Here is a 14857-nt window from a genome sequence, read left to right on the forward strand (position 1 = left end):
CGTCGTGCTTCACATATAGTTTATAAAAACAATCGCCTCAATTTATTGATTTAGTGAATCGTAAGTTCGGGGGAGGATGTTGCCGAAGAGCAACAGGGGCGGCCATAGCGGCGAATAAGTATCAGATCATAAAAGCAAAAAGCCCTCAGGGGGCATCCCGAGGGCTTTCTTGGAGGTCTCACATCGCTGTCCGTCGACAAGGTCAAGAGCAGCAAAATTGAGTGCGATCAGACGTAATTTAATTAATTGTTTTTTGCAAGCACTAAACAAGCAGACCGTTCCCACGGTGCGACATACCACTATCGTCAATGCGCGATATGCGAGACGCCTCCCCAATATCCCATTAAAAGACTGATCTAAGGGAACGGGGAGGAGCCACATGATCGAGAAGAAACTCGACAGGGCAATTACGGACTTCATCTGGAACGTCGTCGAGATCCACTCTCAGCTGGAGGACATCCACACCAGTTGGGCCGGACTGCTGGGCATTACCGAGCCGCAGTGGCTGATCCTGATGGCGATCACCGAACTGGACGAGGGACGAGGCGTCGCCGGAATCGACGTTGCGAACAAGTTGCGGGTCCATCCGGCCTTCGTGACCAACCAGACCAAGACCCTCGAAAAGGGCGGCTTCCTGTCGCGGAGCCCGGGAGCCGACGACGCGCGCTTCGTCATGATGTCGCTGACGGCAAAGGCGACGGCGGAAATCGAAAAACTGTCCAAGAGAAAGCTCGCCTTGAACTCGACCATGTTCAACGAGCTCGACGAGAAGACCTTGGCTGATCTGAATGCTGCGCTCGCAACCATTGCCAAGAATGCCCGGCTGGCTGCGCGATTGCTGGCTATCGACGTCTCGTGAGACGCCGGTGCCCGGCTGACGCGGCTAAAGCGCGATGAGGTTCTGGTTGAATCGGTGCGGACCCAGAACTCGAATCACCTCTCCCGTAGGGAGAGGTGAACCGCGGACAGTCGACCGAACCTCATTTCATCACGTGCTAGAGGTAGGTTACGGGATCGAGCTGACGGGCCGCTCCAAGCTTGCTGTCGAGCCATTGGAAAACGAAATTGTCCACGGCGATGAAGTTCTCGACCTCGCCCTGAGGGTGCGGGATGCGGTTCGGCACGACGATCGAGCAATCAGCGCCGGCCTGCCGATAGCCGGCTTGCAGCTCGAGTGCTTCTTGTTCCCGGACCATCGACCGACTTCCGACAACCGTGAGCAGCGGACAGGGTATGCGACGCGACGGCAGCAACGACCCCGTCGAGGTCCCGTCATGGACGGCCTGCGCAGCGCCGGTCATCCAGCGAAGCGACGCTCGACGCATGACCGACGTCAACAGGCCACCGTCGCACACGGCGGCAGCTATCCTGCGATCCGCGAGGGCCAGGCGGGACGCATGACTGGCGCCCGCCCCTTCGCCATAGATTGCGATCCGTTGCGGGTCGACATCCGGGCGGGCCTCCAGATAGTCCACCCAGCATTGCAGGATATGCTCCGGCTTGAAGAGGCGACGACCAGACAAATTGCGGGCATCGACGAGCAGGAGTGACATGTTCCGGCAGAGTGCGGCCGGCAACAGCCTGCTCATCATCGAGCCCACCGTCATTTCCTCGTCACTGACGCAGATGACGGCGGGTGCGGAAGGCCGCTCATGACGGCACGCCGGCAGAAACAAGCCGGTCAACGGCCCCTGATCGAAGCCATCAATCTTCACGCGCTCGATCGCTGGACCAGCACCATCCTCGAAGCCCGTCAGGCTGATATCGACCTTGTCTGCGAGGTCGGTACTCTCGAGATCTTCCGGACAAGACAACCTTCTCGCGACCTCAACGGCCGTCAGCGAGCACAGCCACGCTTCCCGCGCAATCAGAACGGAATCATCTTCACGCACGGATTCGGCGAATATCCGGTAGTCGTCTGCAACCCTCAACCAGTCCGAAACCCACAGATGCCTGTGCGCCTCGCGCGCAAGTTCCGCGACGGACAGGTTTTCGAAAAAATCGGACGCGCGATTCCGCACGCGTGCCAGGCTTCGACCGGCGTGATCGCACGCGCCGTGAGGCCAATGATCCCCTTGCATATCTGTCTCCGAATGGCGCCGTCAGCGGTTGCCCGGACTTGCCGGCTTCGCTGTCAGCGCGGCGCCCTACATGCCTGCTCGATGCGATCGCAGGCGTGCTTCGCTTCGCATGGCGAAGACACTGGGCGAAACGGTCCACAGTCCAATCGCGCCGGTTTCGATACAAAGTCCACGCCGGCTCAATTCCATCGTCACGCCTCAGCTCCGCTGCTGATCACAGTCATGCGCCCCGGTCCATTCTGCCACTTTTGTGCGTCGCGGCATTGTAGTTTTTTGTTGCCGCGACGATTAAATTATAGATGCCATTTGATGACAGAGGAGGCATGACAGCATCGGATGCAGCTAGATGCAGCTAGAGGAGCGATCCACGCGCTCCCCTAAGTCGCAAGGGCAGCGAAATGAAGCCAGAAGTGCCTCAATTCACACAGGGTGCGGCCGATCGTCACGACCCTGGGGCGAATCAAAGCTGGAGAAGATGCATCCACGGCGAGCCGCGGGCTTGGCCGATTGTCGTACGCTTCATGCACGCTCTGAGAGAATCGCCGCTCAAGACAATCAGATGCTGCCTGATCTAGGAACGGGGCGAGGGAGCCCAGTTCTGGTGCGGCGAGACTAGAGTTCGACCACCACGTAGTCGCTCTCGACTTTCACCGGAATCGTCTCGGCAACGTACGGTCCCTTCACGACAGCCGCGCCCGGCGCGACATGGGCCGCGTACGCCTTGACGCGGAAGCGGCGGGGATCGCAGTAGGACTGGCCGGTGCGGACGTCGAACTCCCAGCCATGCCAGGGACAGCGGATGATCTCGCCGAGTTTCGTGTATTCGATCTCGCCGGGGTCGCTCGACTGTGCAAGCCCGATCAGCGGGCCCTCGCACAACGCCGCGCCCTGATGCGGGCAGCGGTTCATCAGGCCGAAATACTCGCCCTTGATGTTGAAGACCGCGATCGGCCGTCCCTCGATCTCGAGGAATTTTCGCGTGCCCGGCGGAAGCTCATCGACCGGCGCGATCACATGCCGCGCCATGCTTCATGTCCTCCGCATGATCGCCGCGCAAACGCGTTCCGCGTTCGTCGCGAGGAAAAACCGCTTCGCACTTTCTTGGATCACGCGGCGATCCCGTACAGCTTCTTCGCGTTGCCGAGATAGAACGCATCGCGATTGGCTTCGCTCACGCCCGCCGGCAGCACACGCGACGGCTCGTCATAGTCCCAATGCGGATAGTCGGTCGCGAACAGCAGCCGGTCCCAGCCGATCCACTTGATGACGTCGAACAGATCCTCGCGGCGCTCCGGATCTTCCATCGGCTGCGTGGTCCACCACACCTGCTCGCGGATATATTCCGACGGCGGCCGCTTCACGTGCGGCACCTCGCTCCGGAGCCGCTGCCAGACCTTGTCGAGCCGCCAGGCAAGCGACGGCGCCCAGCCGAAGCCGGCCTCGATCATCACCATCTTCAATTTCGGGAAGCGCTCGAACACACCTTCGAGCACGAGGCTCGCGAGCGCCGATTGCTGGCACTGCGAATGGCCCACCATCTCCTCGATGTAGTAGCTCGGCCAGCCCGATGGCGTGATCGGATTGCCGCCGAAGCCGAAGGCGTGGACGCCGACGGGCAGACCCGCCTCTTCCGCGGCCTGGTAGATCGGCCAGTAGCGGCGCTGGCCGAGCGGCTCGACATTGCGGCTGAGCAAGAGCACCTGAACAAAATTCTTGTCGCCGGCGCGCTCGCGGATTTCTGCGGCGGCCGACAGCCCATCCTCATTGCAGACGACGATCGACGCTTTCAGCCGCTTGTCCTTGGAGGTCCATTTGTCGATCTGCCAGTCGTTGATGGCCGAGCACAGCGCGGCCGAGAGCTCGTGATTGCGAATGCCCTGCCCGGTGTTGAGCGGATTGAGCACCCCTAACTGGATATTGTTGGGATCGAGCAGCTGCTTCTGCAGGAACGGGAGCGAGGAGCCCTGCGGGCCGCCTTCCGGCGGATAGGCATCGCGGCGCGACGCATTGGGCTGGGCCTTCGGATAGGGCGGGCCTTCCATCATGCCCTGATAGGCATGGACGCCGTAGACTTCGAGATGATGCTGCCAGCGTTTGGCGAGATAGGGATAGAGCTCGGTGCGGGTGGCGCGTGCCGGGTGGATGTCGCAGTCCGCGATCGCGGCCTTGGCGGTCAGGGGGGAAGCGGCTTCGGTGCTCTCGCGGAACTGGATATTCATCGCCTTGCCTCCTTTGGCAGTGGGCTCACGTCAGGCGGGGATAGGTTGCGTGTGGATTGTCGATCATGATTTTGCGCACGAGATCGGGGGTGAGACCTTCGGGCAGCGCGTCCTGGCCGTCGAACTGCCAGTGCGGATAGTCCGTGGAGAATAGGACCAATTCGTCCGACTGCATATGATCAAACAGGCGAATTAATGTCACTTCATCTGGCGGCGCATCAAATGGCTGTAACGAGAAGCGGATGTTGCTGCGCACAATTTCCAGCGGCGCGCGATCGACCCAGGGCGTCTCCATCCGCACGCCGCGCCAGAACTTGTGCAGACGCCAGAGAAAGGGCGAGATCCATGAGATGCCGGATTCCAGCATCACCATCTTCAGCCGGGGATGGCGGACGAACACGCCCTCGACGATCAGGCTGGTGAGCTGGGTCTGGAACGCCTGCGCCTGACCGACATAGTCCTCGATGTGATAGGAACCCCAGCCGACCGCGGTCGGCGGATTGTGATAGGCGGAACCGGCATGGACGCCGACAGGGAGTTCCAGCCGTTCCGCGGCCTCATAGATCGGCCACAGCGCGCGCTTGCCGAGCGGCACGTCGCCCATCACCAGCATCAGCACCTGGACGAAACGCCGGTCCTCCGCGCAGCGCTCGATTTCGGCGACGGCTTTCTCGACGCTTTGCGTGGGGATGACGATCGAGCCACGCAGCCGCTTGTCGCGATCGAGCCATTCCTTCACCAGCCAGTCGTTCAGCGCACGGCAGAAGGCGGCTTGCAGGTCCTCCGAAAACACCATCTGCACGCCGTAGAGCGGATTGCAGATGGCGTGAGAGACCTGGAAGGGATCGAGCACATGGCGCTGCATGTCCTCCAGGCTTTCGCCCGGCTTGCCGCTCTCGGGCCGCCAGTCCGGCCGCGCCGTGATCGGCGAGTTCTGCGGATAGGATTGCGAAACGAGATCGACCATGCCGCGCGTCGTCACCTGATCGCGCCAGTAGTCGTTCAGGTACGGCAGCAGGCTGGTCAGATGCGGCACGGCCGGATGCACGTCGCAATCCACCCCGCCGGCGATCAGGGACGCCATGACGTCTCCCTTGTTCGTTTCCTCTTGACGTTTGCGCAGCGCTTCGTCGCGCCGTCTTGCCCCTGCCATTCAAGCAGGCCTGCCCGTCATCCGCAACTCGGCCAATGCCGCTGTCATATGCTAGGAAGGCGCAGCTCGGTTGCGGGATGGAGAGGTGCAGGACATGAAGGATCTCGTCGGCATTGCGGAACAGGTCGCCGCCAAACTGATCGCGCGCAAGCAGACCATTGCGGTCGCGGAATCCTCGACCGGCGGCCTGATCTCGGCGAGCCTGCTCGCGGTGCCCGGCGCGTCGGCCTATTTCCTCGGCGGCGCCGTGGTCTACACCCGCGATGCCAGGCGGGTGCTGATGGATATTTCGGATGACGGCATGAAGGGCTTTCGTTCGTCTTCGGAGCCCTATGCGACATTGCTCGCCGAGCAGATGCGCAGCCGCTTCAACTGCGACTGGGGCCTGTCCGAAACCGGCGCCGCCGGCCCCACCGGCAACCGCTACGGCGATGCCGCCGGCCACAGCTGCATGGCCGTCGCTGGGCCGGCTGCCGAGGTGATGACGCTGGAGACGGGCAGCAACGACCGGTTTGCGAATATGCAGGTGTTCGCGGCGACGGCGCTGAGGCTGTTGCTGCGGAATTTGGAGAGATGAACGCCCTCGCATGGGGAACCAACTCGCGCCGAGCCTCTGATGCTCTGACCGCCGTACCTGGTTTATATGCCTGCGCGTCGTCGCGCAGGCTCGATAGGAGCAACGATGCAACTTCCTGCGTTCATCTTCGCTATCCTGCTTGTCCTTGGGATAACAACGGCGCAAGCGGCCGGTGTCAAAAACTTCGACATTCCGGCCGGTCCGGCGGGACGGGCAATCAGATTGTTGGTTTGGACCCCGTGTGCAGAGCCTCCTCGAGAGATGGATGCACGTGGCGCCACCTTTTTCGCTGTGCCCGCATGTCCGATCACCGGAGAAAAGCTTCCGCTCATCGTGATGTCGCACGGCAGGAGAGGATGGTTCGGCGGTCACCACGACACTGCGGCGGCTTTGGCGGACGCTGGATTCGTCGTGGCAGCGCTCAATCACCCCGGCGACACCTGGCGTGACACCAGCCGCACCGATAGTCTTTCGGTCCTCGTCGAGCGTCCCACAGATATGAGCCGGCTGATCGACTATATGCTGGAAGGGTGGCCGGACGCGTCACGCATCGATACTCAGCATATCGGGCTCTACGGGTTTTCGTTTGGTGGCTACACCGGTCTTGTCGTCATCGGCGGCAACCCCGATCTCCGCAAAGGATTGCCGAATTGCGAGACGTCCGGCCTGAAGGCGTGCAAACAACTCGAAAGCGGCGAGCTTCCTGATCAACCGGCGACCCATGACCCGCGCGTCAAGGCCGCCGTCATCATTGATCCCTACCCGGTATTCGTCTTCCCTGAAGAGAAGCTGAAGGGAATAACGGTGCCGGTCCAATTGTGGAGTTCTGACCCGGCGCAGAATGCCGACGGTCTATCCGGATGCTGCGCGGCAGCCATGAATCAGAGGCTTCCGGCAAAGCCAGACTACCATTTCGTGGAAAATGCCAAGCATTTTTCCTTCCTCGCGACCTGCACCCCAAAGGAAGCGCAGGAGCCCCCCGCAGTCTGCACCGATGCGCCGGGTTTCGATCGCGTTGACTTCCATCGACGACTTCACGCGGACGTTGTTGCATTCTTTCGCAAGCATCTCGCCGACAGCGCCAAGCCGTAACGCAGCCCACGGCCCGGCGTGTCACCGCACCCCGCTAAGAGCAGGACAAGCCGCTGCCAGGCTCGCGGCACAGCTTCGCGCGAACCTCGACAATATCAATCTTGCACTCCCTGGCTCTCCGCATGCGCGAGACGTAAGCAGCGTACGCGCTGTCTGCTGAAAGCAGATTGAGCTGCTTCTTGATGGCCGCGCTGCACAGGAGATCAGGGTTGCCGTCGAGATACCTTGCCTGGGCTCCGAGTTCTTGCCGGGTGAGCTCCGCGAACGGCCCCAGGCGCAATTGCGTTTCGATCGCCGTGATCTCCGCGTCGCTTGCCTGCGCCCGGGCAACACCATTCGTTTTACGTTCGAATCCGTTTGCGATCGCCGCTCCATGTGCCGACGCAAGATCCGCAAGCTCTTGCGCTGCGTCTGGAAACTCACCGCGCTGGAAACCCGCCAAAAGGTAGGACTTGCACGCCAATGGATTGCTCGCGAGCTTCAGAAAGGTCGCCAGCTCCGCCCGGTCAAGAGCATTGATGTGCTCGTCGTCGGCATAGGCTTCCATCTCGTTAGCCAGGATCATGTTGAGCGCACCATTGGCGGCGGGCCATCCGCCACCGTTGAACGCCTTTTCGGTCTCCCGAAGGAAGACATCCCTGAGGCTTCGATCGCTGCGGGCGATCGACGCAGCCAAGGGAAAACGCGCGATGTTCTGATCGAAATCGCGCGCAAACGCGCTTGGCCCGGCAAGGAGCGTATACACCAGGTTTCCGGCCAGCAGGGCGGCGGCTACGAGCAGCAATATGGATCGTCTGGTCATGCGAGCGTTATGGCGTGGGCTACTGCCGGGCATGATCTCACGCCGCGTCACCCCCATCCAACGCAACTACAGGCTGACCTTAATGATTCCTTTCGCAGCCATGGCAAGTTGCCCGCATGCCCGGCCATCTACCTTGCCAAATGCCTCATGAAAATCCGCACCACATAGCCCTGAAACCGCGGCGCCTCGTCGTAGAGATCCGACGCGATCCGCTCGATGGTCTCGCGCAGGGACAAGAACTGCGCCTGCCGCGCGCTGCTTTCGGTGCCCTGCATGCCCGCAAGTTCGTCCATCGCGGCGTCGCTGATCTGACACGGCACGACCTCGCCGTCGTTCAACATCGTGAAGCGAAAGGCCAGCCGTTCGAGATCATGGCCGATGATTTTGTCGCGCGTCAGCGGCATCCAATTGTCCCGTTCGCACCCCCGAACGGGACAATGCTGAAAATCTGACGCGTTGTCACCATCCGCGCCAGGAGGACATGGCAGTCATACGAAGCCCATCCAGCGCAGCGCCATGAGACGGCGTCTCTCCACCTTCAGTAGGCCAACGCCGTGCCGGTCGGCTTATCGAGCGCCGCAGCCAGCGAACGGTACTCCTCACAATCGGTCCCGCAGATGGATGCAATCCGGCCGAGGTGATAGAGCGCTTGCTCGCGGTTGCCCCGCTCGAGCTGCCAGAGCCCATAATACTGCCAGGTCAGCACGTGGTTCGGATCGGCCTTCAATGCGCGCTCGTACCAGACCTGCGACTGCTCGTAGTCGCCGAGCTTGCGATAGGAGTAGCCGATGAGGTTGGCGACGTTCGGATGATCGTCATGGTCAAGCGCCTTCAACTGCTCGATCGCGGCCGCGTAGTCGTTGCGCTCGTAGATCGTGTCATAGGCCACGCGGTAACCGGCCGCGAATGCGGGATCGTCGATGCTGGACTGGTTGTTTGGCTTCTTGCCCTTCTGGGTTGCCTTTGGGTTGGAGCGTCTCGGGTAGGCTGGCTGCGCTTTCTGGTCTGAATAGGCGCCCGCATAGGGATCCGTGGAACTGACGCTACCACCACCACCGCCGCCTCCGCCACCGCCCGCGGCCAACGCCGGCGAAGCGAACAGCGCGGCTCCAAACATTCCCAGCACGACGAATCTGATCATCGATCTGATCATTGCTGTCTCCTGTTTCTGCCAACGCGACCCCGGACGAGGTGATAACCCTGCTCTGGCAGCGATATTCCGGGATGCTTGCGTTCTCACGGAGACGTCAGTGTCGTGCGTGCGACAGTCTTGCTGCCCGATCCTGCCGGCAAGTCGGAGGGAACGCGCTACTGAAACGCCACTTCGGCGAAACTGCGGAGTTTTCGCGAATGCAGGCGCTCCGATTCCTGCTGCTTGAGCCGCTCCAGCGCCTTCAGGCCGATCTCGAGATGCTGGCCGACGCGGCGGCGGTAGAATTCGCTGGCCATGCCCGCGAGCTTGATCTCGCCGTGCAGCGGCTTGTCCGAGACGCACAGCAAGGTGCCGTAGGGGACGCGGAAGCGGTAGCCGTTGGCGGCGATGGCCGCCGATTCCATGTCGAGCGCGACGGCGCGCGATTGCGACAGCCGGCGAATGACCTCGGGCCCGCTGATCTCCCAGTTGCGGTTGTCGACGCTCGCCACCGTGCCCGTGCGCATCAGGCGCTTGAGCTCGAAGCCCTCGAGCCCGGTGACGTCCTCGACCGCCTCCTCGAGCGCGACCTGCATCTCGGCCAGTGCCGGGATCGGCACCCATAGCGGCAGCTCGTGGTCGAGCACGTGATCCTCGCGCACATAGCCATGGGCAAGCACGTAGTCGCCGAGCCGCTGCGTGTTGCGCAAACCCGCGCAATGGCCGAGCATCAGCCAGGCATGCGGCCGCAGCACCGCGACGTGGTCGGTGACGTTCCGCGCATTCGAGGGCCCGGTGCCGATGTTGATCAGGGTGATGCCGCGATAGCCGGGCGTGACCAGATGGAAGGCCGGCATCTGCGGCGCGCGCGCGGGTGCCATGCCCGTCGTTGCGCCGCCGGAGAGCGTGATGACGTTGCCGGGCGCGACGAAGGCATCGAGGCCGGCCTCGCCAGCCTGGAGCCGCTGCTGGCACAGCTGCGCGAAGGCGTCGACATAGAACTGATAGTTCGTGAAGATCACGAAATTCTGGAAATGCTCGGGATCGGTCCCGGTGTAGTGGTAGAGCCGGCGCAGCGAGTAGTCGACGCGGGCGGCGCGAAACAATGACAACGGCTCGGGCGCGCCGGGCTGGAGCTCGAAGGTGCCGTCGGCAATCGAATCGTCCATGGTGGCGAGGTCGGGCACGTCGAACGCATCGCGAAGCGATCGTGTCACCGGCGAGTTCTCGCTGGTGGTGATGGCCGCCTCGATGTTGATGTCGCGCCGGTAGGCGAAGTGAACCGGGATCGGCTCGCTGGACTCGCCGACCTCGACGGGCACGCCGTGGTTCTGGATCAACAATCCGATCTGCTCGGTGAGATAGGTCCGGAACAGATCCGGCCTGGTCACGCTGGTCTCATGAACGCCGGGCCGGGCGACGAAGCCGTAGGAGAGGCGCGAATCCAGCCGCGCATATGTCGCAGTGGTGACGCGGACGAAGGGATAGAAGGCCCGCACGCGCGTGGTGATCGCCTCGCCGTTGACGTAGGCCTCGAACCGGTCACGCAGGAATTTGGTGTTGCGCTCGTAGATCTGTTCGAGGCGGGCGACGGCGAGGCCAGCGTCGGAGAAGGATTCGGTGGCGATGGAAGGCGGGGTCTGCATGGTTCGACGCCGGGTTGCTGGGGCTTGAGTCGAACTATAGCAAAGATGGGGAAGCGTAGGGTGGGTTAGCGTAGCGTAACCCACCACTTCTGCTCCTGCGGAAACCAAAGAGGTGGGTTACGCTAGCGAGCTGCGCTCCGCGCAGCCGCAGGGCTAACCCACCCTACGAGATCGAGCGCGCGGCGCGGGATCCCGGATGCGCGCCAAGCGCGCTCCGGGATGACGCGCTTTCGCGCGTCACTTCTCGCGGAACGCCCGCATGAACTGGTCGTGCAGCGGCTTCATCAGGTAGGACAGCATGGTGCGGTCGCCGGTCTGGACGAAGGCTTCGACGGGCATGCCGGGGATCATCTTGACGTCGCCGAGGCGGGCGATCTCTTCCGCCGGCAGCGAGACGCGGATGGTGTAGTAGCTCTGGCCGGTGCGCTGGTCGGTGGTGACGTCGGGCGAGACGCGGCTGACGACGCCGGTGAGCTCCGGCGTGGTGCGCTGGTTGAAGGCGGAGAGGCGCAGCAGCGTCTTCTGGCCGATCTGGAGCTTGTCGATATCGACCGGATTGACCTTGGCCTCGACCTGGAGATCGTCGGCCTGCGGCACGATCAGCATGAGGGCGTCGCCGGCGGTGATGACGCCGCCGACCGTGTGCACCGTCGATTGCAGCACCATGCCGTCCTGCGGCGCGCGGATATCGACGCGGCGAAGCTGATCCTCGGCCGCGACCTTGCGCTCGATCATTTCGCCGATCTTGTCGTTGGTCTCGCGCAGATCCTTGGAGACCTCGCTGACCATGTCCTTGTCGACCTGGATGATCTGGAGCTCGGTCTCGGTGATCTTGCCCTTGGCCTGCGCCCGCGAGGCGATGTACTGCGCGCGCTCGCCATTGAGGCGGGCGCTGTCGCGCTCGAGCGTGGTCAGGCGCGAGATCTGCACCAGGTGCTTTTCATAGAGATCGCGGACACCGACGAGCTCCTGCTGCACCAGGGAGATTTCCCTGTCCTTGGCTCTCTCCTGCGCGGAGAGGCCCTCGATCTCCTCGTTGAGCTGCTGGATGCGCTCGCGAAGCTGCGCCTTCTGGCCGGCGCGCCCGTTGACGCGGACGTCGAACAGCTTGGTTTCGGCGGAGAGCAGTGTCTTGACGTCGGGATCGTTGCCGCGGTCGAGCAGCGATTGCGGGAACTCGATCCTGTCGATCCCGCGCTGCTCGGCCTGCAGTCGCGCTGCGCGCGCCTGCGCCGCGTCGAGATTCTTGGTCACGATGGCGAGGTTGGCCTTGGTGACGGTGTCGTCGAGCCGGATGACGATGTCGCCAGCCTTGACAACGTCGCCGTCGCGGGCGCGCAGCTCGCCGACCACGCCGCCGGTCGGATGCTGCACCTTCTTGACGTTGGATTCGACCACGATCTGGCCCGGCGCGATCAGCGCGCCGGAGATCAGCGCGGTGGAGGCCCAGCCGCCGAGACCGACGGCGAGGACAAGCACGATCGCAAGGCCGAGAATCAGGTGAAACCGGATGGACTCTCGCACGCTCCTTTTCGCGGCGGGCTTCCCGCCGCCAATCGCCATCGTGCTCATGGTTTGGCCACCCCGCCTTCGCTGACGATCTTGATCGGCGCCGGCGGCGCGACGCGGGGCTGGAGCACCTGGGCGAGCACCTGCTCCTTCGGCCCGAAGGCCTGCACACGGCCGTCGCGCAGCACCAGGATCTGGTCGACCGCCTCGACGCCGATCGGCCGGTGCGCCACCACGATGACGATGGCGCCGCGCTCGCGCGCCGAGCGGATGGCGCGGGTCAGCGCCTCGTCGCCTTCGGTATCGAGATTGGAATTGGGCTCGTCGAGCACGATCAGGAAGGGGTTGCCGTAGAGCGCGCGCGCCAGCGCCACGCGCTGCGCCTGCCCTGCGGAGAGCGAGGTGCCCTGCTCGCCGACCTGCGTGTTGTAGCCCTCGCGCATCTTGATGATCATCTCATGCACGCCGGCCTCTTTCGCCGCGGCGATGATGGCGTCGGAGGTCGCGTCGGGATCGAAGCGGCTGATGTTCTGCGCGATGCTGCCGCCGAACAATTCGACGTCCTGCGGCAGATAGCCGATGTGGCGGCCGAGCATGTCGGAGGCCCATTGATCGAGCGCCGCGCCGTCGAGCCGCACCTTGCCGCGCACCGGCTGCCAGACGCCGACCAGCGCGCGGATCAGCGACGATTTGCCGGAGCCGCTCGGCCCGATGACGCCGAGGCCATTGCCGGCTTCGAGTGCAAAGGTGACGTCCTGGACGATGAGGCGCTGATCGCCGGGCGGCACCATGGAGACGGCTTCGACCGAGAGCCGCCTGGTGGGCGCCTGCAACTGGGTCGGCGTCGCCAGCGCCGGCATCTGTTCGAGCAGGCGGCTGAGGCGGTGCCAGCTCTGGCGGGCGGCGACGAAGGATTTCCAGTGCGCGATCGCGAGATCGACCGGCGCCAGCGCACGGGCGGAGAGGATCGAGCCCGCGATGATGATGCCGGCGGTCGCCTCCTGGTGGATGACGAGATAGGCGCCGACCGCGAGCACGGCCGATTGCAGCATCATGCGCAGCACCTTGGCGACCGCGCCAAGCCCGCCGGCGACGTCGCTGGCGCGCTGATTGCCGGCGAGATATTTTTCGTTGGCCTCGCTCCAGCGCTGGTTCATCCGGCCGGCCATGCCCATCGACACCATCACCTCCGCATTGCGGCGGCTGGACTGGGCAAGATCGTTGCGCTGATTGGCAAGCCCCATCGCCTCGCGGGCCGGCTGGCGGGACATGAACTCGGTGACCAGCGTCAGTCCGACCAGGATGACGGCGCCGATCAGCGCGGTGACCCCGATCATGACATGGAAGGCGAAGCAGATGGCGAGATAGAGCGGCAGCCAGGGCAGGTCGAAGAACGCGCTCGGTCCCATGCCGCCGAGGAAGGAGCGAACATTGTCGAGGTCGCGCAGCGGCTGGAGACCCTCATTGCGGTTGCCGACCAGCAGCGGCAAACGCACGATGGTGTCGAACACGCGCTTGTTCAGGGCTTCGTCGAGCGCGGTGCCGACCCGGCCGAGGATCCGGCCGCGGATCATGTCGAGGACGCCCTGCGCCATGTAGAGGCCGCCGGCCAGGATGATCAGGCCGACCAGCGTCGGGATGCTGCGGCTCGGCAGCACCCGGTCATAGACCTCCAGCATGAAGATCGACCCGGTCAGATAGAGCAGGTTGATCATGCAGCTCATCAAGCCGACGCCGACAAACGCCGTGCGACAGGCACGCAGAGCGTCACCGAGCTCTGAACGGCGGAGGCCGGGAACGGCTGCCATCAGTCTGATCTCTTTCGGGTGGGGGCCAACACCCCTGATTTCAAAGGCAAATTCAGGGGTACTTGACCCGGATTAAGATCGCGTTTGCGCCAATTGTCCAACGCAGTCGAATAATCCAGGACCCCTTTGGCCCACATCTACCCCGACCGGCCTCGCACGCAAATCCGGAATCTCACAGGCTTACGGCTTTTTCTTGCAGACATCTTGCCCCTCCCCAGGCGGGGAGAGGCGGAAAGTTCCGATCGACTGGACCCGACCGCTAGAACCGGCCGCCGCCGCGCACCAGCCGTACCACCACGAGCAGGATGACCGCGCCGATGGTGGAATAGACGATCTCGGACACGAGCCCGGTGCCGATGCGAATGCCTAGTTTGGGAAACAGGAAGCTCGCGACCAGCGCGCCGGCGATGCCGACCACGATGTCACCGATGATGCCGAACCCGGTTCCGCGCACCAGCTTGCCGGCCAGCCAGCCGGCGACCAGGCCGACGAACAGGATGACGAGCAGGCCTTCGTTGGAAATGTACATAAGTGAGGTCCCTCTCCGTGAACGGCCCTATGGAACCGGAACCGGGATGAATGGGGTCTGAATGCTGTTCGCCGCGTCCTGGTGGCAAAAAAGTCGCAAACAACCCCATGCACAGTAGAACCGCGCTTGGCCGGGCGATGCCGGTGAAACGGGACAAGTCGGTGCTGGCGTGGAGGATTTTCGAAAGAGCGCGCATTCGAAGTGAGAGACGCACCGCTCTCTCATTCCCTCCCCCCCTTGCGGGGAGGGGCAGGGAGGGGGGTAGCCACGGGCGCAGGCGGCTCTTCACCTCTCCCCGCTTGCGGGGAG

At 63.3% G+C, this 14857-nt stretch carries 14 protein-coding genes; 3 read left to right on the plus strand and 11 right to left on the minus strand.

Annotated elements, in window-relative coordinates:
- The first annotated feature begins 379 nt into the window (after positions 1–379).
- On the plus strand, positions 380–859 hold the full coding sequence (locus ACXJMY_RS33020; RefSeq protein ID WP_456623532.1) for a MarR family winged helix-turn-helix transcriptional regulator: 480 nt from the start codon (positions 380–382) through the stop codon (positions 857–859).
- Between the two features lie 136 nt (positions 860–995).
- On the opposite strand, the gene ACXJMY_RS33025 is transcribed toward ACXJMY_RS33020, so the two are convergent.
- The 4 genes from ACXJMY_RS33025 to ACXJMY_RS33040 form a co-directional block, all read right to left on the minus strand.
- Entirely contained in the window at positions 996–2081 is a 1086-nt protein-coding gene (locus ACXJMY_RS33025) for an alpha/beta hydrolase (protein ID WP_456623533.1), read from the minus strand.
- A 612-nt stretch (positions 2082–2693) separates the two neighbouring features.
- Positions 2694–3107, minus strand: coding sequence for a Rieske (2Fe-2S) protein (locus ACXJMY_RS33030; RefSeq protein WP_456623534.1), 414 nt, complete (start codon positions 3105–3107; stop codon positions 2694–2696).
- Positions 3108–3187: 80 nt separating this feature from the next.
- Positions 3188–4300 (minus strand): amidohydrolase family protein, encoded by a 1113-nt coding sequence (locus tag ACXJMY_RS33035; RefSeq protein ID WP_456623535.1) that lies wholly within the window; start codon positions 4298–4300, stop codon positions 3188–3190.
- A 25-nt stretch (positions 4301–4325) separates the two neighbouring features.
- Positions 4326–5384 carry an amidohydrolase family protein gene (locus tag ACXJMY_RS33040; RefSeq protein WP_456623536.1) on the minus strand — a complete coding sequence of 353 codons (1059 nt, stop codon included), beginning with the start codon at positions 5382–5384 and terminating at the stop codon, positions 4326–4328.
- A gap of 163 nt (positions 5385–5547) precedes the next feature.
- Here ACXJMY_RS33040 and ACXJMY_RS33045 point away from each other — a divergent pair, with 163 nt between their 5' ends.
- Together ACXJMY_RS33045 and ACXJMY_RS33050 are read left to right on the plus strand one after the other, a co-directional pair.
- Entirely contained in the window at positions 5548–6030 is a 483-nt protein-coding gene (locus tag ACXJMY_RS33045; protein ID WP_456623537.1) for a CinA family protein, read from the plus strand.
- A gap of 105 nt (positions 6031–6135) precedes the next feature.
- On the plus strand, positions 6136–7122 hold the full coding sequence (locus tag ACXJMY_RS33050; RefSeq protein ID WP_456623538.1) for an alpha/beta hydrolase family protein: 987 nt from the start codon (positions 6136–6138) through the stop codon (positions 7120–7122).
- A 34-nt stretch (positions 7123–7156) separates the two neighbouring features.
- Here the strand turns inward: ACXJMY_RS33050 and ACXJMY_RS33055 are convergent, their stop codons facing one another.
- From ACXJMY_RS33055 to ACXJMY_RS33085, 7 genes are all read right to left on the minus strand, one after another.
- Positions 7157–7906 carry a hypothetical protein gene (locus tag ACXJMY_RS33055; RefSeq protein WP_456623539.1) on the minus strand — a complete coding sequence of 250 codons (750 nt, stop codon included), beginning with the start codon at positions 7904–7906 and terminating at the stop codon, positions 7157–7159.
- Between the two features lie 146 nt (positions 7907–8052).
- Complete coding sequence (locus ACXJMY_RS33060) at positions 8053–8328, minus strand: DUF1488 family protein (RefSeq protein WP_456623540.1); 276 nt, start codon at positions 8326–8328, stop codon at positions 8053–8055.
- 134 nt (positions 8329–8462) lie between these two features.
- Positions 8463–9077, minus strand: coding sequence for a tetratricopeptide repeat protein (locus ACXJMY_RS33065; RefSeq protein WP_456623541.1), 615 nt, complete (start codon positions 9075–9077; stop codon positions 8463–8465).
- A 155-nt stretch (positions 9078–9232) separates the two neighbouring features.
- The gene (locus tag ACXJMY_RS33070; RefSeq protein ID WP_456623542.1) at positions 9233–10702 is read right to left on the minus strand and encodes an AMP nucleosidase; all 1470 of its coding nucleotides are present in this window, start codon (positions 10700–10702) and stop codon (positions 9233–9235) included.
- A gap of 237 nt (positions 10703–10939) precedes the next feature.
- Positions 10940–12274 (minus strand): HlyD family type I secretion periplasmic adaptor subunit, encoded by a 1335-nt coding sequence (locus ACXJMY_RS33075; protein WP_456623543.1) that lies wholly within the window; start codon positions 12272–12274, stop codon positions 10940–10942.
- Positions 12271–14019, minus strand: coding sequence for a type I secretion system permease/ATPase (locus tag ACXJMY_RS33080; protein ID WP_456623544.1), 1749 nt, complete (start codon positions 14017–14019; stop codon positions 12271–12273). The genes ACXJMY_RS33075 and ACXJMY_RS33080 overlap by 4 nt, the downstream gene beginning before the upstream one ends.
- 259 nt (positions 14020–14278) lie before the next feature.
- On the minus strand, positions 14279–14548 hold the full coding sequence (locus tag ACXJMY_RS33085; RefSeq protein WP_456623545.1) for a GlsB/YeaQ/YmgE family stress response membrane protein: 270 nt from the start codon (positions 14546–14548) through the stop codon (positions 14279–14281).
- Positions 14549–14857 lie beyond the last annotated feature (309 nt).

This window comes from Bradyrhizobium sp. P5_C12, assembly GCF_054049735.1.